Source organism: Psychrobacter sp. M9-54-1, from assembly GCF_016613355.1.
In the GTDB taxonomy this organism is placed as follows: Bacteria; Pseudomonadota; Gammaproteobacteria; order Pseudomonadales; family Moraxellaceae; genus Psychrobacter; species Psychrobacter faecalis.
Window position 1 is genome coordinate 1 of record NZ_JADGFW010000006.1, and the last position, 22133, is coordinate 22133.

17 protein-coding genes are annotated in these 22133 nt (G+C 43.6%); 8 read left to right on the forward strand and 9 right to left on the reverse strand.

Annotated elements, in window-relative coordinates; translation table 11 throughout:
- Positions 1 to 264 precede the first annotated feature (264 nt).
- The gene (locus tag IQ457_RS03475; RefSeq protein ID WP_200662110.1) at positions 265 to 1329 is read right to left on the reverse strand and encodes an IS701 family transposase; all 1065 of its coding nucleotides are present in this window, start codon (positions 1327 to 1329) and stop codon (positions 265 to 267) included.
- Positions 1330 to 1425: 96 nt separating this feature from the next.
- Here IQ457_RS03475 and IQ457_RS03480 point away from each other — a divergent pair, with 96 nt between their 5' ends.
- The 4 genes from IQ457_RS03480 (at position 1426) to pdxH (ending at position 7697) form a co-directional block, all read left to right on the forward strand.
- Positions 1426 to 3342 carry a mechanosensitive ion channel family protein gene (locus IQ457_RS03480; protein ID WP_446737527.1) on the forward strand — a complete coding sequence of 639 codons (1917 nt, stop codon included), beginning with the start codon at positions 1426 to 1428 and terminating at the stop codon, positions 3340 to 3342.
- A 373-nt stretch (positions 3343 to 3715) separates the two neighbouring features.
- The gene (guaB, locus tag IQ457_RS03485) at positions 3716 to 5188 is read left to right on the forward strand and encodes an IMP dehydrogenase (RefSeq protein ID WP_191691593.1); all 1473 of its coding nucleotides are present in this window, start codon (positions 3716 to 3718) and stop codon (positions 5186 to 5188) included.
- A gap of 415 nt (positions 5189 to 5603) precedes the next feature.
- A complete protein-coding gene (gene glmM / locus IQ457_RS03490; protein WP_200662111.1) occupies positions 5604 to 6974 on the forward strand; it encodes a phosphoglucosamine mutase in 1371 nt (456 codons plus the stop codon).
- Positions 6975 to 7037: 63 nt separating this feature from the next.
- Positions 7038 to 7697: a pyridoxamine 5'-phosphate oxidase gene (gene pdxH, locus IQ457_RS03495; RefSeq protein WP_200662272.1), complete on the forward strand. Its 660-nt coding sequence runs from the start codon at positions 7038 to 7040 to the stop codon at positions 7695 to 7697.
- Between the two features lie 113 nt (positions 7698 to 7810).
- On the opposite strand, the gene IQ457_RS03500 is transcribed toward pdxH, so the two are convergent.
- Both IQ457_RS03500 and IQ457_RS03505 read right to left on the reverse strand, forming a co-directional pair.
- Positions 7811 to 9115: an HlyD family secretion protein gene (locus IQ457_RS03500; RefSeq protein WP_200662112.1), complete on the reverse strand. Its 1305-nt coding sequence runs from the start codon at positions 9113 to 9115 to the stop codon at positions 7811 to 7813.
- 99 nt (positions 9116 to 9214) lie between these two features.
- Positions 9215 to 10903: an MFS transporter gene (locus IQ457_RS03505; protein WP_200662113.1), complete on the reverse strand. Its 1689-nt coding sequence runs from the start codon at positions 10901 to 10903 to the stop codon at positions 9215 to 9217.
- A 467-nt stretch (positions 10904 to 11370) separates the two neighbouring features.
- On the opposite strand from IQ457_RS03505, the gene IQ457_RS03510 reads away from it, so the two are divergent.
- The 3 genes from IQ457_RS03510 to IQ457_RS03520 all read left to right on the forward strand — a co-directional run bounded on the left by IQ457_RS03510 (position 11371) and on the right by IQ457_RS03520 (position 14752).
- The gene (locus IQ457_RS03510; protein ID WP_200662114.1) at positions 11371 to 12594 is read left to right on the forward strand and encodes an alanine racemase; all 1224 of its coding nucleotides are present in this window, start codon (positions 11371 to 11373) and stop codon (positions 12592 to 12594) included.
- Positions 12582 to 13928: a D-arabinono-1,4-lactone oxidase gene (locus IQ457_RS03515; RefSeq protein ID WP_200662115.1), complete on the forward strand. Its 1347-nt coding sequence runs from the start codon at positions 12582 to 12584 to the stop codon at positions 13926 to 13928. The genes IQ457_RS03510 and IQ457_RS03515 overlap by 13 nt, the downstream gene beginning before the upstream one ends.
- Before the next feature lie 122 nt (positions 13929 to 14050).
- Positions 14051 to 14752: an IS1 family transposase gene (locus tag IQ457_RS03520; RefSeq protein WP_200662116.1), complete on the forward strand. Its 702-nt coding sequence runs from the start codon at positions 14051 to 14053 to the stop codon at positions 14750 to 14752.
- Positions 14753 to 14798: 46 nt separating this feature from the next.
- Here IQ457_RS03520 and IQ457_RS03525 read toward each other — a convergent pair whose 3' ends face one another.
- The 5 genes from IQ457_RS03525 to IQ457_RS03545 form a co-directional block, all read right to left on the reverse strand.
- Positions 14799 to 15434 (reverse strand): glutathione S-transferase family protein, encoded by a 636-nt coding sequence (locus tag IQ457_RS03525; protein ID WP_200662117.1) that lies wholly within the window; start codon positions 15432 to 15434, stop codon positions 14799 to 14801.
- 28 nt (positions 15435 to 15462) lie between these two features.
- A complete protein-coding gene (locus tag IQ457_RS03530; protein ID WP_200662118.1) occupies positions 15463 to 16140 on the reverse strand; it encodes a type 1 glutamine amidotransferase domain-containing protein in 678 nt (225 codons plus the stop codon).
- A gap of 109 nt (positions 16141 to 16249) precedes the next feature.
- Positions 16250 to 17299, reverse strand: coding sequence for an NADP-dependent oxidoreductase (locus IQ457_RS03535; protein ID WP_200662119.1), 1050 nt, complete (start codon positions 17297 to 17299; stop codon positions 16250 to 16252).
- Between the two features lie 141 nt (positions 17300 to 17440).
- A complete protein-coding gene (locus IQ457_RS03540) occupies positions 17441 to 18658 on the reverse strand; it encodes an iron-containing alcohol dehydrogenase (RefSeq protein WP_144296300.1) in 1218 nt (405 codons plus the stop codon).
- A 252-nt stretch (positions 18659 to 18910) separates the two neighbouring features.
- Complete coding sequence (locus tag IQ457_RS03545) at positions 18911 to 19513, reverse strand: TetR/AcrR family transcriptional regulator (RefSeq protein ID WP_200662120.1); 603 nt, start codon at positions 19511 to 19513, stop codon at positions 18911 to 18913.
- A gap of 539 nt (positions 19514 to 20052) precedes the next feature.
- On the opposite strand from IQ457_RS03545, the gene IQ457_RS03550 reads away from it, so the two are divergent.
- Positions 20053 to 21543, forward strand: coding sequence for an aldehyde dehydrogenase family protein (locus IQ457_RS03550; protein ID WP_144296298.1), 1491 nt, complete (start codon positions 20053 to 20055; stop codon positions 21541 to 21543).
- A gap of 113 nt (positions 21544 to 21656) precedes the next feature.
- Here IQ457_RS03550 and IQ457_RS03555 read toward each other — a convergent pair whose 3' ends face one another.
- Entirely contained in the window at positions 21657 to 21893 is a 237-nt protein-coding gene (locus tag IQ457_RS03555; RefSeq protein ID WP_144296297.1) for a hypothetical protein, read from the reverse strand.
- Between the last annotated feature and the right edge of the window lie 240 nt (positions 21894 to 22133).

Here is a 22133-nt window from a genome sequence, read left to right on the forward strand (position 1 = left end):
TTTGTATATGTTTTATTTAACTGTTTGCAACCCCTCAAATTAAGTCAGCTTTACGCTGGCTTTTTTTGGTTCAGTGCATTAGCTTTATCTTATAGTCAAAATTAATGCTTAACTCTACTAAATCATTTCATTAATCAGCCTAGAACCTTAACGTATGAAACATTCCTCTCAGTCTTTGATGGCTAAAAATATCCAAGCTCCGTATATGGGCAATAGGGGCGACGCTGATGTTTCTGGTTGTAAGAGTCTAGATACTATCTGAAGTTACGCACCACTAATAGCCTTAAGCTGGGCAAAAGCCGACTGATTAGCAGAAATTAGTAACTTCGTACGCAAAGCGAAATGATTCAACTTGGTTTTGATTTTCAAACACTCAAGCTTAAACACCGCATACGTGGCTAAAAACATATGATTAAACCGAGCCCTTTGGCTATGAGCAGGCGACTTACCCAAATTGGCATTTTGCTTTAACGACTTATGATACACTTCAACCTGCCATCGTTTTTGATAGCCGTTGATAAATTTATCCTTGTTGCATTGCAAATCTGAGCATACTAGATATAACACCCCTATGCTACCGTCCTTGTTTGTAAAGACTCGGCGTAATAACAAGACTTCATCATGATAGTCATTTAAAAAGCCGCGAACAGGGGTATTATCGGGTAGATTAGATTCATCAATACGTACAAAGTTACCTTTTTCTCTATCATCCGGGGTTAAAGCCACCAAGCGATTTGACTTTAACACAAAGATGAAATGCTTGTTAGCTTTACGAATATGTTTGAATGTTGCTTTGGCTGAAAACCAAGAATCGGCTAATACATAGTCGAATTTGACTTGGTTTTTGATTGCCCTATCAAACATATCAAGCAGTTGCTGATTTTTGGTTTTATCACTTTTACGTTTAACGTTGCCTTTGTCATCGGTAAAGATATTGGGTTTGGTGATGATGTCAAAGCTTAAGGGTATGTCGATGTCTTTGCGATGATACAGACAGTTCAATAGGTTAATGCCTTTAACATTTTTGTTTTGGGTGTGGTCGTAGTGCCAGCAGTTGATGTCGTCGACGCTTGTGTGCGGTTTGGGCTGTATGGTGTCATCAAAGATGAGATAGCCGATGGCATTGGGTGTGGCATTTTCATGCTGTCTTAGCATGGGTTTAATCAGTTGCCATTGTTCTTTGGCGGCGAGTGTTTCACTGTTTAGAAAGCGGGTGATGCTGTCATGGTAGATGCTCCCTTGTAGTAGATTGGCAAGTCCTGTGGCGGTGGTTTGCCCAAAACTTGCGATGAGGTAGTCGCTGTAGAGTTCTATCATGTCTTTGTTCATTTGTTTACTCTCTCTGACTGCTTTTTTTGTTATGATAGCGCTTTTTTAAAGGGCTGCGTAACTTCAGATACTATTAAAGGTAGGCATAAATTAACCGTGAGGCATTTGAACATACGTCATTTTATTTCCAGTATTTCCGTCATTATCCTAAGTATTGTTTATCTGCCAGCTTATGCGGCTAGTCATTCAGCGAATGACAATGCAACGATCAACAATCAAAACGAAACAACAGCGCCCATCTCCGAGGCGCCAGAAAACATCGTTGACTATGCATCGCAACGGATTGATAAGCTCAAAAAAGAGGGAGTCAGTGTCTCTGCGCTTGCCGAAGAGGTCATTAGTCCGTTTGAGAAAAAAACCGAACAGCAAGCAGGAGTATTACAGGGTGATTCCGGTCTGACTGGCGACTATAACGAAAGTTATTATGCCTTAAATAAGCTCAATGTCGGCTTGCCGCCGATATCTGAGCCACCGAATTTATCGACACCACTGGCAACGCTAGAGTTTTTTCAATCGGCAGTTATCAAGCAGCAGTATGATTTGGCCGCTTATGCGCTCAATATGAACTTGATTGACGAGGAGTTGCAGCGTAATCAAGCAATAGAGCTTGCCAAACAGCTCGATTTTTTATTGATGGAAAAAAAGCTGTATGCGTTTGATAAGTTGCCCGACCGTCCTGATGGTTTGATAGAACCGCCGCTTGGTAGTAATAATAGTATCCAAGGCATCCCTCGGCGCTCAATCCAGTTGGGTTATATCGACTATCGAGATCGCCGTGTACCGCTGCATCTTGAGCGCGTACGTATCGATGACAGCCCGCCTTTTTGGGTGTTTTCCGCGCAAACGGTCGCCAATATCAATAATCTGTATGAGCAATATCAGCCTGCCAAGTTTGAGCGTTATTTGCCCGACTGGACCAAATTAAAAGTCTTTGGCATTGCCATTTGGGAATTTATCGCCTTATTTTTGTTCTTTTTCTTTACCATGGGTGCTGGTTGGTTGCTCAGTAAAGCCGCTGGTAAACTGCTCAATTGGTACGTTTTAGATAAAGAGGGCAATCGGCTCGCCACCATTCATCATAACGGCGTCGAGGACTTGGTCAATAAGCTGACCGTGCCTTTGACGTTTACCATCAGTTTTTCCGCGGTTTATACCTTGGTATCGGGCGGTTTTCCTTATCTAGATGCGCTTGCCTCATCGACACGCCCCATTATTTGGATTGGGTTGGTGCTAAGCGCTATGTGGCTGGGTACACGCGCCATTAATTTCTTTGCCAATCGTTATAAAGATTTGCAAATCGAGAATTTAAGCGAAGAGCAGTTTGATAAAGGCCGCAGTCGCCGCACCTATGTGTCTATTTTTCGCCGCGTTTTTATCTTTGTGATGATTTTAGGCGGTATTTGGATAGGTTTGAGTGAATTTACCAATATTGATGGTTTGGGTAAAACCTTACTCACCTCGGCAGGGATTGCGGGTGCGGTGATAGGTATTGCCGCCCAGCCTATCTTGGGTAATATCATCGCAGGCATGCAAGTCGCCATTACCCAGCCGGTGCGTATCGGCGATACGGTGATGATGGAAGGTGAGTGGTGCACAATCGAGGATTTGGGTTATACCTATGCGGTACTAAAAACTTGGGATGAGCGCCGTTTGATTGTGCCGATGCGGCATTTTATCACTGAGATTGTCGAGAACTGGTCACATACCGAGTCGCATCAAATCTCAGTGATTTATTTATATGTCGATTATGGCGCCAATATCGAAGCGATACGACAAAAATATATTGAGCTGGTCAAAGACAGTGAGCTATGGGATAGTGACACCGAGCCTGAGATGTATACGGTATCGGTAACAGAGACCAATATCAAGCTGCGCTGTAGCCAAGCGTCCGATAGTCCACTCAATGCTTGGTTACTTGAATGTGAAGTACGCGAGCAAATGCTAAGCTACTTATATAGCGAACAAAAGGATTATCTACCAGCGGAACGTTTTATCGTTAAAACAGAAACATAGTAACGATGTAAGAGCATGGCAAAATAAAGGCATCATCTAGCAAAATAAGCTGACAAATATGTTATGCGAAGGCTTGCTTTATTTGTTATAATATGGCGTTATTTTTAAGGGATAATTCAGTTATTAAGCGTCGGGTAATCAGATGTTAGAAGGTTTAGAAGCGCGATATTAGCAACTCTACTTTCCTAAGCATTTTATTACCGCTGATAAACAGATAACATGCCGAGTGATATCCGTATTTAAGGTTTGTTCCTCATGGTTTTTTCACAATTCTAGCCGCTTTATTTTGGCGTATTGATTTTGATAAAGCTTTTGTTTATCGACGTGATACTGCATTGCCCACCCATCAAAATAACCACCACTAGGGGTCTGTATGTTGCGAATTGTCGATGAAGCCTTAACCTTTGATGACGTTTTATTATTACCAGCTTATTCTGAAATCCTACCAAAAGCTGCTGATTTAACGACCCGCCTAACCAAAAATATCACTTTAAACTTACCGATGATTTCGGCTGCGATGGATACCGTCACTGAATCTGAGATGGCCATCACTATGGCGCAGCTTGGTGGTTTGGGTATTTTGCACAAGAGCATGGATATCGATAAGCAGGCCATGCAAGTACGTCGCGTGAAAAAATTCGAAGCCGGTACAGTTGTTGATCCCATCACCGTGCACCCAGAGATGACCATCGGTGAGCTATTAAGATTGACTCAAGATAACAACATCTCAGGGGTGCCTGTGGTTGAGAAGGGTACTGATAAAGTCATTGGTATCGTTACCCATCGTGATTGGCGCTTTGAAACCAATTTGTCACTACCAGTTAGCCATATCATGACGCCAAAAGATCAGCTGGTCACCGTCAAAGAAGGTGAGAGTAACGAAAATATCAAAAAACTTCTTCACGAGCACCGTATCGAAAAAGTGATTGTGATTAATGATGATTTTCGTTTGCGTGGTCTGATTACGGTCAATGATTTCTCTAAAGCAGAAAATAACCCTAATGCTTGTAAAGATGAGCAGGGTCGCCTGCGCGTTGGTGCGGCTGTCGGTACTGGCGCTGATACCCAAGCCCGTGTTGAAGCTTTGATTGCCGCTGATGTCGATATCATCGTTGTCGATACCGCGCATGGTCACTCAAAAGGCGTGATTGATAAAGTTTCTTGGATTAAAAAGCACTATCCAAACGTTCAGGTTATCGGCGGTAATATTGCCACAGGTGATGCCGCTAAAGCATTACGTGATGCTGGTGCAGACGCGGTAAAAGTAGGTATTGGCCCTGGGTCTATCTGTACCACGCGTATTATCGCGGGTGTTGGTATGCCGCAAATCTCGGCAATCGATAGTGTCGCAAGCGCACTACAAGACAGTATTCCACTGATTGCTGATGGCGGTATCCGCTATTCAGGCGATATGGCAAAAGCCATTGCTGCTGGCGCGTCGTGCATCATGGTTGGTTCACTAATGGCGGGTACCGAAGAAGCGCCAGGTGAGGTTGAGCTGTTCCAAGGCCGTTACTATAAAGCCTATCGCGGTATGGGTAGCTTGGGTGCGATGTCAGGTCAAAACGGCTCATCAGATCGCTATTTCCAAGATGCCAAAGACGGCGTAGAAAAGTTGGTACCAGAAGGTATCGAAGGCCGTGTTCCTTATAAAGGCCCAGTTTCTGGTATTGTCAATCAGATGATGGGTGGCCTACGTTCATCGATGGGTTATACTGGTTGTGCGACCATTGAAGAGATGCGCACGAAGCCGCAGTTTGTCAAAGTCACTTCAGCGGGTATGAAAGAATCTCATGTCCATGATGTGCAGATTACCAAAGAAGCACCTAATTATCGCGTTGATTAATCATTTCTTAACGCTAGTTATATGTAGGTTATCGGCTCTGTAGCGTTGCCGTGACACCAAGATACAAACAGCCAACAATGCTTTATTATTGTTGGCTGTTTTTTTTGTAAAATACAACATTAAACTCTTCTATCTATAACTTAGACGCCTTTTTATTATTTAGACGCCTTGTCTCGGTTTAAGGCTTATACTTGATGTATTTTAAAAACACTTCGCTAATGCTGGAGTGAGTTTTTAGTAGCCTTAAAAAGAACAAGGCGCATAGAAAGAGAGCAAAAAAAGAAAATTTATAGCAGCAGCCAGTTTTAAAAGAGTTTCTAAAAAAGCGATTGTCTATCAATTAGCTTCTTTTAAAACAATGACAGTCTGCGCGCCCGTTTGATTTTTTACTTTATAAAATTGAGGAATAATAATAATGAGTTACTTTGGCACTGATGGTATTCGCGGCAAATTTGGTGAGTTACCGATTACCCCTGATTTTATTTTGAAGTTAGGTTATGTGACGGGGTTGGTGCTGATAGAAAATAATAATAACCCTGCGCGCAAACCCAGTGTGGTGATAGGTAAAGATACGCGTCTGTCGGGCTATGTGATTGAAGGGGCGCTGCAGGCAGGCTTTAATGCGGCTGGGGTTGACGTCCATATGCTAGGGCCGCTACCGACGCCTGCTATCGCGCATTTGACCCGCAGTTTTAACGCCGATGCTGGTGTGGTGATTTCTGCTTCGCACAATCCTTATTTTGATAATGGCATCAAGTTCTTCTCAGGTGATGGCAAAAAACTAACTGATGAGATGCAAAGCGCGATCAATGATAAATTGACCACGATCATGGACGCCTCAAATTCCGCTAATAAAGCCATCATGCCAATCCTTGATCCAGCACAATTGGGCAAAAACAATCGTATTAATGATGCGAAAGGCCGCTATATCGAATTTTGCAAAGGCAGCTTTCCTTATCAATATGACTTGGACCATTTAACCGTCGTCGTTGACTGTGCCAATGGTGCAGGTTATAGCGTTGCGCCGCGTGTTATGCGTGAGCTTGGCGCCAATGTTATCGCAATTAATAACAAACCCGATGGTATCAATATCAATGCCAATTGCGGCTCGACCCATCCTGAGAGTCTGCAAAAAGCGGTACTCGAATATGAAGCCGATGTCGGTATTGCTTTAGATGGCGATGGTGACCGTATCGTGATGGTCGATGAAGCCGGTGAGCTGGTCGATGGTGATGGTATTTTGTATGTACTTGCTACCCAAGGTCAAACCAAAGCCGAAGGTGTCGTGGGTACCTTGATGAGTAACATGGGCTTAGAGTTGGCGTTAAAAGACGCTAATATCGCCTTTACCCGTGCAAAAGTAGGCGACCGCTATGTCATGCAAGAGCTTGAAGCCAATGGTTGGATATTGGGCGGTGAGCCATCTGGTCATATTTTATGCTTGGATAAAAGCCGCACGGGTGATGCCATTATCGCAGGCTTACAAGTGCTGGCAGTGATGCAAGCACGTGGTAAGGCACTTAGCGATTTGACCGAAGGCTTTGAAGTGTTACCACAAAAACTGGTCAATGTACGCTTATCGCAAATGCAAGATCCGTTTGAGCATGAAGAGCTTGTCGCAGCTTTTGATAAAGCGCGCGCTACTTTAGAAGGTCGTGGTCGCCTGCTTATCCGTCAGTCAGGTACAGAGCCGATGATTCGTGTTATGGTTGAGTCAGACGATGAAATTGAATGCGATGTGATGGCCAATGATTTGGCCGATAAAATCAAAACGGTTTTAGGCTAAACGTCTTGGTTAAATAGACTTATATTAATAATATTCGAAAGTTAGCGAGAAACAATCATGAGTATGGATTTTACTGATCAGCGCCTATCGTATGAGAAAGGGCAACTCGACCAGCAGTCAGTACCAGATTCACCATTTGAGCTGCTACACACATGGATGAATGAAGCGATAGCAGCAGAAGTGCAAGAACCTTATGCGATGAGTTTAGCGACGTGCGGCGCAGACAATAAGCCCAGCGTGCGTATCGTTTTGCTGCGCGAAATTACTGACGCAGGCATCGTGTTTTATACCAATTACGAAAGCGCCAAGGGCCAAGATATCGCCGAAAATCCCAATGCCGAAGCGCTGTTTTTTTGGCATAAGCTTGAGCGTCAAATCCGTATCAGCGGCAATATTGCTAAAATAGACGCTACTAAATCAGCGGCTTATTTCCAAAAACGTCCGCATGATAGTCAAGTGGGCGCTTGGGTTAGCCAGCCGCAAAGTGGCGAGGTTGCCAATCGCGATGTCATGGATCAAACGTTTGAGCAGTTGCAAAATGAGTATCCAGCAGAGAGTCAAGTGCCGACTCCTGAGTTTTGGGGTGGCTATGAGATTACGATTGAGAGTATTGAGTTTTGGCAAGGCCGCGCTAATCGTATGCATGACCGCATTGTTTATACGCAAGATAAGACTGGCACGGGCGACGCGGTAAAATGGACCACCAAACGTTTGTTACCGTAAGCTTGATCGTTTTAATGACAATCTATTACAAATAAAGAAGCCTCTTTAAAGCTGGTTTGACAGTTGTTTAAAGAGGCTTTTTTTTGCGCTGTTTTTTAGTCTAATTTCTTGCATTAACTTTTTGCTTTGGTATCGACATTCACTGACACTGACATACCTGGACGTAACTGCGCAAGGTTAGGCTGGTTTTGGGACAAGTCAATTCTAACGGGAACGCGCTGAGCAATTTTGATATAGTTACCCGTCGCAGGGTTGGCCGCGCCGGCACTAAATTCGCTGCCCGTCGCTGGTGAGATATTACTGACACGACCGCTAAACTTGGTACCGCCAAGGGCATCGACATGAATGGTGGCGGGCTCACCAATACGCATATTGGCCACTTGCGTTTCTTTAAAGTTAGCAATAATCCATACGCCTTTTGGTACGATATACATCAGCTGCGTACCTGCGCTCACGTATTGTCCTTCTTTGACACTGATTTGACTCAGCTGCCCAGATTCTGGTGCGCTAATAACGGTATTGTCTAAATTGATCTGAGCTTGCTTGGCACCGGCTTCTGCACTTTTAATATTGGCATCTAAAGATGAGCGGCTACCGCTGGTCTTCTCGCTTGCCTCACGAGCCACTTGTAAATTCGCTTCTGCTTGTTGCACGTTGGCCTGCGCTTTTGCAAGTTGCGCTTTGATATGCGCCACTTCTGCCTTTGATACCGCGCCGATAGCGTCTAAACCTTGATAGCGTTTGACATCTTCACGCGCACTGTCGACGCTGACTTTAGCGCTATATAAGTCCGCCTTGCGTGCTTCGATTTGCGCTTGGCTGGTTCCTGTATCCTGCGCATTACTAGCGCGATTGGTCACAGCGATTTCAATGTTTGCCTGCGCCTGCTCAAGCTGCTGCCTAAAAGTACGATCGTCTATTTTGATTAATAAATCACCTTCTTTAACATTGGCAAAATCCTCAACCGCCACCTCAGTCACGTAGCCAGATACTTGCGGACTGATAATGGTGGTTTGGCCTTTAACAAAGGCATTATTGGTCTGCTGGACCGTCGGGGTAAAAGGCGGCAGCTTCCAAGCGTACAAAATTAATGCCACACCAATAACAATCAAGGCGATTAGTATGCCTAAATTTAAATAAGACTTCTTCTTTGGCGACCAGCCGTCGCTGCTAGGAATCGGCTCCTTTGGGGGCATAGGCGGCATGGACGACTCATCACTGTCAGTAAGACTCTCATTAACAATACTCTCGTCATTAACAATACTCTCGTCATTTGCGAGACTGTCGTTAGCTGATTTATCTAGATTGACCGCAGCATTTGGATAATTTGTTGCATCAGGAGCATGATTGTCGTTGGTTAGCGCGTCAGAGGCGGGCTTAGGGTTTTGGTTAAGCTCATCAGATTTTTCTTGACTCATGCCGCGCTCCTAAAGTTTGAATAGTTATCATAAGTTTTTTGCATTAATTAATATGTTAAGTGGCATTTTTAAATGAAGAAAATGCTTTAATTATTTGGGCTATTTTGCTTCGCGCATTTTTGCAATCGCTGCCAATTCTTTAGCCAATGGATTACGTTTATGGTAGCGATGATACAAGTAATTTAGTAATAAAATCAGCGTTGTGATGGAGGCGATAGTTGCCATAAGAAAAAATAAATCAGCATAGGCGGCGACCGTCGCTTGGCGCTGAATGCCTTGCAATACTTGTCCCATCGCTGCGACATTTGCTTGATTGGCATCCGTGATTTGGGTAGATAACATACGACCTGCGCCTGCAACTTGTGCCATTAAGGCCGGGTCGCCTAAATTAAGTGAGCTGACCATATCAGCGTAGTGTATCTGTGTACGTATGGTGGTAAACGCTTGAATCGCTGCCGCGCCTGCAAGTCCGCCAATAGTCTGCGAGATGCTAAAAATAACCGAAAAACTTATAATGTAAGCGGGGCCGTTAGCGATAGCGCGAAACATCCCTTCAAAAACCATGGGACCCATAAAGTAAACGGCAGCAAAGGCAATCATAAATTGACTGACATAAAACATATAAGGGGCAGAATTTAGCGCAATATCTGTATCTAGCCAGGCGCCAACCGCAATCAGGGCGACAGCGAAAATGACTGGACGGCGTAAATCCATCGCATTGGTCCTAAAAATACTGATGACCAAGGCCAGAACGCTGGCGGCAAGTATCACCGCATAAAAGGTAATCAACTGATCATTTCCGTAGCCCAAATTGGCCAGTAAGCCTGCTGCACCGACATTTTGCTCGGATAATAAAATACGCATCACCGCGCCGGTTATCGTAAAAGCGATGATATTGCGGCTACGCATCCAGCGGACTTGTAACATTGGGTTTTTACGGTGCGTTTCAATCCATAAAACGATGCTAATTGTCACCAACGCAATGATGAGCGGATAGCTCAGCCAAGGCGTCGTCCACCACTGGATACGCCCTTGTACCAAAAAGACTGCTAACGCTGCAAGACCGCTGGCAAAAAACGCAAAGCTTAAAAAATCCAGTTTTTCGAATACTTTTTCGGTATTGCCAGGTGGTAGCTCTAAGATATTAATCAGGGCAAAGCAAATCAGGGTTAAGCCCAATTCAAACAAAAATAGCGTTTCAAGCTGGCCGTCGACCGCAAGATATGGCGAGATAATCCTTGAGAGAGGAATGCCAAATTGTACTAAGCCAAACCCCAAAATCAGACCGCTAATGCGTTTGGCGGTTGGCATACCTTGCAGGCAATAAAAAATAGCCAATACCGTCATGGCACTAGCAACCATACCACTTAAGCCGCGGGCGATGATTTCTAGATAATAAGGCTCAATGATAATAGCGCTGGTGTCTAAGAGATGGCTACTGACTAACCATTGTAAACTGGTGGCCGCCAACAGTGAGAACAGGGTGATTTTGCTAAAGAGCGCCATACCAAATTGCTGACGGATTTTGTATAGCAGCACGGTGATACAAGCATTGGTCATATTATAGGCGACCGATATCCAGCCACCTTCGACTGGCGTCAAGCCCATTTCACCTTGGATTTGGGTCAGATTCGCTACCAATAAACCATTTTGAAAGCTGGCGGTGATGCCAATAAAAATACCAATCAATAGATAAAATACTTTACGGCGAGTAGGATGGTCGGGTGTGGCGGGAGAACCCACCATAAAGGGTTGTTCGTGCGGTTTGAATTGGTATTCATTGCTCATTGTCTATCGCCACCTGCTAAAAGTAGAAAGATAAAGTGACATCGTAGGACTCTTAGACGAGCAATAATTGGACGAGCTATTATCAAATTGAGCCATAAGTGCTTCATTTAGTAGCTATAAAAAATAAAAAACAGTCAAAGGACTGTTTGCATTATTTTATCATGATTTCAATTTGAGACTACTTGGTGATTGTACTTTTTTAGTTTAAAAAGTGAGGGCATCAGAGTTATGTTTATGCTTAAAATTATAAATAATTCTACTTTTATTTAGAGTTTTTACTCGAAGGTCTTCTTAGCTAAACTTAATTTTAAGACTAACAAATGTCGATTTTTTATAAATATGGCGCTTGACTGAGCTAGGCTCTGGGTACAAACTATGATGCTGATATATCCTCTCTTTTAGAGGCGTAATGACAGTATGATAAGAAATACAAGGTCGTATTTAATGGTCGTTACAAGGAAAGTAAAATGGATTTTGCCCACATTATTCCGCCGAAAGCTCCGAGTGCGTGGCTTGATATGGACGCGCTCGATCATAATATAACACTGGTCAATCAAAAAACTAAGGCCGTGCAACTGCGCTTGGCGACCAAATCTATTCGCTCTATCGATGTTCTGCACTACATTAAAGACAAATCTCCTAACTTTATCGGCCTGATGTCTTATGCGGCCGACGAATCAGTGTATCTGTTAGAAAATGGCTTTGATAATATTCTCTGCGCCTATCCAACTCTAGATGCGAAAAGTGTCGCCGCAACTTTTGACTTTACCAAACAGGGCGCAACCATGATTTGGATGGTCGATCGCCCAGAGCATGTGGATGTGCTTAATGAAGTTGCCAAAGCGCACGATGTCATTATTGATGTTTGTCTCGATATCAATATGTCGATGCCGCTGCCCAAGCTGTATTTCGGTACCAAGCGTTCGGCATTAATGAGCATCAAAGACGTAAAAAAGCTACTACAGCATATCAAAAAATATCCCAATATTAAGGTCAGTGCGGCAATGGGCTATGAGGCACAAATTGCGGGTTTGCCCGAGCATTTACCGGGTAAAACTGTGTTGTCGCCTGCGATTCGTTTACTAAAAAGCCGCTCACAAAAACAAGTGAGTAAGCGCCGCCGCTCAATCGTTGCCTATCTGGATAAACAAGGTTATACGCTTAAGCTCGTCAATGGGGGTGGCAGTGGCAGTATGGGTTTCACTTCAAGCCAGCCTGAGGTTAGCGAAATAACGGTCGGTTCTGCCTATTATAAACCGGCGTATTTTGATTATATGGATAGCATGCATGAGTTTCAGCCTGCCGCGGGCTTTGTGCTGCCTGTGACGCGTCAGCCGGAAAAAGGCGTGATTACCTGTCATGGTGGCGGCTTTATTGCCTCAGGTGCGACAGGTGCCGATAAAGCACCGGACATTCATTATCCCAAACATTTATCCCTATTAAACGATGAAGGTTTTGGTGAAGTACAAACGCCGATGGCTATTGGCAAAACGGGCAATGATGATGAGATGCCGCGTCTTAATATTGGCGATATGGTTTGGTGCCGCCATGCAAAAGCAGGCGAGCTGTGTGAACATTTTAATGAACTCATTTGTTATCGACAATCTGGCCAGCCTACAGGGCCAGCAAACAAAGTAAAAAAACAGCAAATCATGATAACTTACCGAGGAGAGGGCAAATGTTTTCATTAAGGCAGTGGCAAGGAAGCAATGATTGGCAAAATTGGGTAGGGTACGAGCGTGCGGCCCCTGAGCAAAAACTCACGCCCTCATCGGTTGCAGAACTACAAGAGATTGTGAAAAATGCACGGGCAAATAAAAAGCGCGTTAGAGTCACCGGCGCGGCGCATTCTTTTAGTGGCTGCGCGAAACCTGAAGAAATTGCCGTCAGTTTATATAATATGCGCGGGCTTATCTCAGTCGATAAAGAGGCGAAGCTTGTCACTTTACATGCTGGTACTTACTTATATGAGATTGGCGCAGCGCTCAAAAAGCATGGTTTGGCGTTAGAAAACATGGGTGATGTGCAAGCGCAAACCATTGCTGGTGCTGCCAGTACCGCAACTCATGGCACAGGGATTACTTTAGGCTCGATTGCCAATCAAGTGGTAACGTGGGAGTGGGTCGATGGTAAAGGCGAGCTGCACACCCATCATCGCGGCGACCCGAAAACTGACGAGTTGGGTAATGCCTTACATGCCAGCCTTGGTATGCTTGGTATCTTTACCAAATTAACGCTTAAAGTGGTCGATATCTACGGACTTAAAGAGTCCAACGAAGTCTTAGGTTTTGAAGAAGGGTTGGCACGTTTTCATGAAACCGCGCACAGCCATCGTCATCTAGAATGGTTTTTGTTTCCCGGCACCAATAAGGTTCAGCAAAAGACGCTGTCAGTCATAGCACCCAAAGCGATGACGGGCACGCAAAAACTCAAAGATCATTTTGACAGTGTGGTCACTTTAAATGGTGCTTTTTATGTACTGTGCGAGCTGGCTCGTATGAAGCCGTCGCTGACCAAAAAGGTCAGTGAAATATCAGCAAGCTCCATTCCTAATACCAAGCGTGAAGGCTATAGCTACGAGGTGTTTCCGACACCGCGCGGCGTTAAGTTTAATGAGTCTGAGTATTTTATCAAGTTATCTGACTTTGATGAATGTATCTCAGAGGTCAATCATATTTTATTAAACGACAATAAAGGCTCGCACTTTCCTATTGAGGTGCGCACGCATAAAGGCGAGACAGGCATGCTTAGTCCTACGCAGGGGGAGGATTGCGCGGTATTATCGTTCCATGTCTATAAGGGTATGGACTGTGAGCCATTGTTTAAATGGCTGTACGAGTATATGAAAAAATGGCAGGGTCGCCCGCATTGGGGCAAAGTGAATAAATTGAGCCGTATAGAGCTGCAAAGCTTATATCCTAAGCTCAATCGCTTTTTAGAGATTCGCCGAGAGTTTGACCCTGATAATGTCTTTATGAATAGCTGGCTTGAGCAAAAGTTTTGCCTTAAGCCCTTAACAGCTTAGCCATAAAAAAACAGCTCATAAAGAGCTGTTTTTTCATATTAAACCATTGGGTGGTGTATCAGAAAGTATGCTGAGTTAATAAAGGAGAGTGACAGCCGAGGCAAGATGATATATTTGAGGTTATGAAGACACAAATAGATATCAACTGCCCCGACTGTCACAGTCCCAGTTTAAAGAAAAATGGCAAAAAAAGCTATGGCAAGCAAAACTACCAATGCAAAGCCTGCAAGCGTCAGTTCATTGGTGATCATGCCTTAACTTATAACGGCTGTCACTCTAGAATAGAAGATAAAATACGGCTAATGACAGTGAGAGGCTGTGGCATTAGAGACATTGCTATTATAGCCTCAGTTAGCATTGGTAAAGTGCTAAGCACCATAAGCTCATCCGTATATAAGATTGCGCCTAAGCAGAGCTACTATGAACGCTTAGAAGTTGATGAGTTCTGGACTTACGTGTATCGCAAGAAACGTAAAGTCTGGCTTATTTATGCTTATGACCGTGATACGGGTGAGATTGTCGCTTATGTCTGGGGCAAACGTGATTTGAGAACGGCTAAGAAGCTAAGAGCACGTCTAAAGCAGCTCAAAGTCAGCTATGACTCTATTAGTATGGACAATTGGGATAGCTTTATAACGGCTTTTAAACCAGATCATAAGCGAGTTGGCAAACAGCATACGGTAGGTATAGAAGGTAATAACTGTCGCTTGAGACACCGATTACGTCGAGCGGTTAGAAAGACTTGTTGCTTCTCAAAAAAGCTTGATAATCACTTTAAAGTATTCGATCTGGTGTTCTTTTATGTCAATTATGGCTACGTCTGATGCCAGCATACTTTTTAGAACACCACCAACCATTGAAATGTCTTACTTAGCGCTTAATAGAGTCATCATAGTTGGCTTCCAAACGCATGGCGCGTTGGTAGCTATCAATGCTCGTCAGTTGCAAAGCATACTGTTTGATATGGGTGTAGTCTTCTAACGCACCGCGTTTAGCGAGCATGATTAAATCAAACGACAGCATGAAGTCAGCGCCACTGAGTTTGTTGCCGACGATAAACGTTTTGTCTTTCAACTCGTCATCTAAGTAGCTCAGGAGTTTGTGCTTTTCTTGAGCGATATAACGGGTCAAAAACGCATTGTCGCCAACGCCTGCTTTAGTGGTAAACAGCTCAAGCAATAACGGCAACATCAGCGAGCTTTCGGCAAAGTGAATCCACTGCAAGTAATGACCATAATCAGTGCTGTCGGTCGCAGGGCGTAATTGCTCTGGCGCAAAACGCTCAATCAATAGCTCGATTATCGCCCCAGATTCTGCGTAAAGCTCGCCATCCATCTCAATAACCGGAGATTTACCGAGTGGATGAATTGCTTTTAGGCTATCAGGTGCTAGATGCGTGTTGGCATCGCGCTGATGGCTAATGATTTCATAAGGTTGCTCCAATTCTTCTAGTAGCCATAGCGTACGTAGTGAGCGTGATTGATTAAGATGATGTAAGCGAATCATGATGTCAGCCTTTTTGCTGTATTTTATATTAAGCGTTCAGTTTAGCCAGTAAGCGTTTGGCAGCTTCTTCTGATGAGGCTGGGTTTTGGCCGGTAATCAATAGACCGTCTTCGACGACATACGATTCCCAATCTGCGCCTTTTTGATAGTCACCACCATTGGCTTTTAAAACGTCTTCCAATAAGAAAGGTACGACGTCAGTGAGCTGTACACCTTCTTCTTCGGTATTGGTAAAGCCAGTAACTTTTTTACCTTTGACCAAATACTCACCGTCGATTTTGACGTTTTTCAGCGCTGCAGGAGCGTGACAAACAAAAGCAACCGGCTTGTCTTGCTTAACAAAGTTTTCAATCAACTCGATAGAATTTTTATCGACTGCCAAATCCCACAATGGACCATGACCGCCTGGATAAAAGACAGAATCGAAGTCTTCGGCTTTTACGTCAGCAAGCTTTTTGGTATTGGCAAGACGTTCTTGCGCCTCTTTGTCTTCTTTAAAGCGTTTGGTGTCCTTGGTTTGCGCATCTTCCGTATCGCTACTCGGATCGAGTGGTGGTTGACCGCCAGCAGGAGAGGCTAAGGTAATATTGACGCCAGCATCTAAAAAAGCATAGTAAGGGGCGGCAAATTCTTCGAGCCAAAAGCCGGTCTTTTTGCCAGTATCACCTAATTTATCGTGTGAGGTTAGTACCATTAAAATATTCATAACTGTCCTTATTTATTATTGATATTGGTATTGATGCTTGTTGGTATCCATCGTTAAGTATTGCTGAGAGATTCTATTGCTCTTAGAATTGCACTATTTAAAATGACCACTACTGAACGTCGGCAACTTTAACCACGGTTTTACCGAAGTTCTTACCCTCTAACATGTCAAAGAAAGCTTGCGGCGCTTGTGCTAAGCCATCGACGATATGCTCTTTGGTTTTAACTTTACCCGACTCAACCCATTCACCCATGGTTTTTAAGAACTCTGGGAAATAATCGCCGTACTCTTCAAAGATAATAAAACCTTTGATAGTCAGGCGTTGGCTCAGGATAAGACCCATCAACATACCGAGACGGTCTTTGCCATCAGGAAGGTCGGTCGCATTATATTGTGACACCAAGCCGCACACTGGGATACGCGCATGAGCATTTAGTAATGGCAATACGCCATCGAGTACTTTACCGCCAACGTTTTCGTAATAGATGTCGATACCATCTGGGCAAGCGTTTTTCAGCTGTTCGGCAAAGTCGTCGGCTTTATGGTCGATACAAATATCAAAACCTAATTCTTCAACTGCATAGGCACATTTTTCCGCACCGCCTGCTACACCAACGGTACGCAAGCCTAAATGCTTGCCGACTTGTCCGACCGTTGCGCCCACAGGACCAGTTGCTGCTGCGACGACTAAGGTTTCGCCTTGTTTTGGTTTACCGATATCGGTTAAACCCATGTAGCCGGTAAAGCCTGGCATACCAAGGACACCTAAACCATACGAAGGGTTGGACATATTCTTATCAAGTTTTAGCACGCCTTCGCCATCACTGACGCTATAATCCTGCCAGCCTGAATTTGATACCACCAAATCACCAACGGCAAATTTATCGATATTAGATTCGACCACTTGGGCGACCGTACCGCCAAGCATCACATCGCCGACTTCTAGTGGGTCAGCATAGCTTTTTGACGCGCTCATACGTCCGCGCATATACGGGTCAAGTGACATATAAACCGTGCGTAGTAGCATTTGCTTGTCGTTAGGCGTTGGGATGTCGCTGGTGGTCAGCTCAAAGTTATCTTTAGTAGGAGCGCCATTAGGGCGGCTGGCAAGTTTGATTTGACGATTTTGTTGCTGGTTTTGTTGTTCATTAAAGCTCATGTTAAAGCTCCTTATTCTAGTTATTGGTTGTAGTTATTGGTTTTTTAAAGTTTTAAAATTCTTAAAGTCAGTAGCCATACTAAGGTGGATGGCTACCGATTGTTGGGGATAAGAAAGTTACGATGATAAGACTTTAAATGATTAGGCTTTGCTCGTCACGGCGCGTTCTAAGATGCGGCGTGATACGTCTAAATCATTTTTACCATGTTCGCCCAATTTCACCATTTTGTGTGCTTCAAGTTGCTTAATGATAGGGTCAATCGCCGACTTATCTAACTCAGCATCTTCTAAGCTCACTGGCAAGCCAAGCTCGCGGAAGAAGTTCTCAGTGTGCACAATAGCAGTTTCGATGATGGTATCGTCGTCTAAATCTGTATCTGTAATGTTCCAAACGTTACGCGCATATTGGAGCAATTTGTCTTTTTTACTGTCTTTAAGCTCACGCATGACTGACGGCAGTACAATCGTGAGCGTGCGAGCATGGTCAATCGCGTGTAGAGAAGTCAATTCATGACCAATCATATGCGTCGTCCAATCTTGTGGTACACCAGTACCAATTAGACCATTCAACGCCATGGTTGCTGTCCACATGATGTTTTTACGCGTTTCTAAATTCTCTGGATCGGCTTTGACCGCTTTACCTTCCTCGATAAGGATTTTCAATAAACTCTCAGAAAAGGCATCTTGCACTTTGGCATTAATAGGATAGGTAAGGTACTGCTCCATGACGTGAACAAAGGCGTCAGCGACACCGTTCATCACTTGGCGCTCAGGTAATGTCAAGGTTTTGGTAGGGTCCAAAATTGAGAATTTAGGGAAGGTAAGCGGGTTACCAAAGGGTAGTTTTGCTTGACGTTCGCTATAGTTAATTACGCCGCCAGAGTTCATCTCAGAACCGGTCGCTGGAATGGTCAATACTGCGCCTAAATCAATCGCTGAGTCGATGTTTTTGCAATAGCTGGTCAATGCGTCCCACGCTTTTTCACGAGAAACCGTACCATCTGTGCTACCTTCTTCAGTTAATGAAGACACAAGGGCGACAAATTTACTGCCATCAATGACTGAACCGCCACCAACGGCCAATAAGAAATCAATATTATGCTCATTGACCATGTCAGCGGCTTTTAGCAGCGTGGTAAACTCTGGATTGGCTTCAATACCGCCAAACTCAAATACTTCACGGTTGCCGTTAGCACCTAGCGCATTTTTTACTTCATCTAAGGTGCCAGTACGCTGCGCTGAACCACCGCCATAAGTGATTAATACACGTGCATCGGTTGGCACCAGTTCTGACAATTTTTTGATTTGACCTTCGCCAAAGACGATACGAACGGGATTGTAATATTGAAAGTTATTCATAGTTTTCCTAATTTGCCTAGTTGCTAATGAGAAGTTTTAAGATGGTTTTAACCAATACAAATTTTAATGAGTATCGAGCTTTTTTATATTAAATATGGTTATAGCGTTTATTACTATCTGTGCGCATTGTACAGTAATTAGACCGGTCGTCTAGTAATTTATTATTAATTTTACAAAACTATCGTATAACCGAAAATCTTCATTGATTAGCTAGCGGTCTAAATAGTTGCTCATGGAAATCCTGAATAATATTTAGCGACCAAGTTGCGAGGTGGTCATCAGCCAAACTTCTGCCAATGGTGTATCGGTTTGACTGATTTTAGCGATTAAGCTGGCACCTAACCACGCAAAGTACCAACGCTTAGCCATACTTTCAGCGGCGATATTATCAGGATGAGGAATTGAACGATCTGCCCAGCCGGCTTTTATTTGCTCAGCAATCCAATTAACAGTTTGCTGATAACCTGCATACAAGGCTTTACGCATGGTTTCTGAGATATCAGCCACTTCAGCGCTGAGCTTAACTACCAAGCATTTTTCATGGTCGCAGCCGTTTTGCTGGGTGTCATACCAGTTCTGAAAATAGTTATAAATCTTTTGTTGCGCGCTAATATCTTCAGCTGCAATCGACTCTAAGCGCCTTTTATAGTTAGCAAAATAATGCTCGATGATGGCTTCACCAAAAGCTTCTTTTGAAGCAAAGTAATGATAAAACGAGCCTTTAGGTACACCGGCAGTATCGAGTATTTGTTTGATACCGACAGCGGTAAAACCTTTTTGGGCAATAAGCTTATAACCTATCGCTAACAGAAGCGCCTTCGTATCGGATGGAATAGGGGTGGTAATATCAGACATGAAGAGGATGTTCTCCTTAGGGTATTATTTGGTTATGTAATCGAATGGAAATCAGTTAAATAGAAACCAGGGTTGAGAGCACTACTTTGACAATAGTTTTAAGCGTTACGTTTTCTCAACAATACATAATGATATATTATTCTTGTTTTTGTGCTTACTATGGTAGCATTAGACCAGTCGTCTAGCAAGTTACGTTTGGTAAGAAGGCTTTTATTTATTAACGCAACTTATAAATGAATTCTTTTATCAATGAAACCTTTTATCAACGTTGAGCAGCAAGTTTTTTGCACAATAGTTGTGCCGACTGTTTATAAAGTGATACAACCTAGGGTTTTATACGCCAATCTCAACTTATCGTAGGCTTTTGATTTTTATAGAATTTAAAATTCTAATTGTTTTAACTGAAATTTTAAAAACTAAGTAAACCAATACCTTAGAAAAATAAGTTGAGAGTGGGGTGTTTTATATAAGTTTCTATCTAGAAAATACTTTTAATTGAATGGCTCTTAAAAACAAACTTAAAATAAATAAGGATAATTATGTCAACCGATACTAAGCATACTCAACAAAGCGCGTATAACGATTTTCATTTGCAATATATCGCCGGTACTTGGCAAAAAGGTCAAGACGATAGCGTCAATACCGATACCAATCCTTTTAATGGCGAAACCTTGGTAGAGATTCAGCAAGCAACCGATAAACAGCTCGATGAAGCTTTTCAGGCGGCAACCAAAGCACAGGCAGAATGGGCGAAGCAAACGCCAGCCCAGCGTGCAGCGGTATTATATAAAGTTGTCAATATTTTTGATGAGCGTCAAGAAGAAATCGTTGAGTGGTTAATTAAAGAGTCGGGCAGTACCCGTATTAAAGCCATGGTCGAGTTTGGTAGTGCGCGTGCGATTACGCTTGAAGCGGCTACTTTTCCTAACCGCGTGCATGGCGAGATTCGCCCTTCTAATACGCCGGGTAAAGAGAACTTTATTTATCGTGAGCCGATGGGCGTGATTGCCGTGATTAGCCCATGGAACTTTCCTCTACATTTAACCCAGCGTTCTATTGCGCCTGCGTTAGCCTTGGGTAATGCCGTGGTGCTCAAACCTGCCAGTGATACGCCGATTACTGGCGGTCTACTATTGGCAAAAATATTTGAAGAAGCGGGTCTGCCAAAAGGGCTGCTGAGCGTGGTCGTTGGCGCAGGTAGCGAGATTGGCGATGCGATTGTTACTCACGATATTCCAAGCTTGGTGTCATTTACTGGTTCAACGGCGGTTGGCAAACATATCGGCGAGCTTGCTAACAGCGGCGATTATATAAAGCAAGTGGCGCTTGAGCTTGGTGGTAATAGCCCATTTGTGGTGCTAAAAGATGCCGACATCGAACAAGCGGTAAAAGCAGCAGCCTTTGGTAAATTCCTGCACCAAGGACAAATCTGTATTGCGATTAATCGCATCATTGTCGAAGATGAGATTTATGATGATTTCGTTGAGCGTTTCCTCGCTCACGTAAAAACCCTAAATGTCGGTGATCCTAGCAAAGAAGACACCGCAGTTGGCCCTATCATCAATAAAAAACAAGTCGAATCGCTACAAGAAAAAATCGCCAAAGCGCAGAAAGAGGGCGCTAAGATGCTATTAAGTGGTGAGATTAAAGGTCAGGTGGTGCCGCCGCATATCTTTAGTGAAGTGACGCGTGAGATGGACTTATCCTGTAACGAAGTTTTTGGCCCTGTGGTTGGTATCATTCGTGCCAAGGATGAAGATGATGCGCTGTCGATTGCCAATGACTCTATGTATGGTCTATCGAGTGCGGTCTTTACCCAAGATATGGAAAAAGGTCTGCGTTTTGCGCGCGGTATCAAAGCAGGCATGACCCATATCAACGATATCTCGGTCAATGATGAAAGTAATGCGCCGTTCGGTGGCGAGAAAAACTCTGGTATCGGACGCTTTAATGGTGAGTGGATACTAGAAGAATTTACCACTTTGCATTGGATTTCAGTACAGCATAAACCACGTGAGTATCCGTTCTAATCAACGTATTTTGGTTAGACGTATTTAATTAAACGTACTGCTATGAAAAAAGACCGCCTTGATGGTGGTCTTTTTTCTTACTAATAATGTCGTGACTCTAAAAGTTGATTATTCTAATGTTGCTTAGTATGAAAACCCAATAACGCTTCGATTTCCTCGATAGACATACGGCGGGTCAGTGCTTGCTCTTCTACCGTCAAGCGATTGGCGTGCTCTTTAATCATGGTATGGATACTGCGCGCGACCTCTGATGTCGTGGCATAATACATTTGTGGTTGTTGTTCGGTCAGTAGGGTTAAAAAACGATTAACAATTTTGCGTTTTTCAATTGGTGCATGTGCTTCTGTCATGACATTCTCCTCAAGGTGGACCATTTATGTAGTCAAATTAGCCGTGGTCACTATTGATGATGGTAATAATGAAAGCAAATATCAAGGTGCTGGCTACTTTAGCGCTTAGTTCGTAGCGCGTCGCTTTTAGAATTTACATTTATACCGCCGTAAATTCGCCGATATCAGTCATTTGCGATAAGTTATTTAATAGCCGTGGTTTAGCATAAATGATAGAATATAGATTAATATAATATAAGT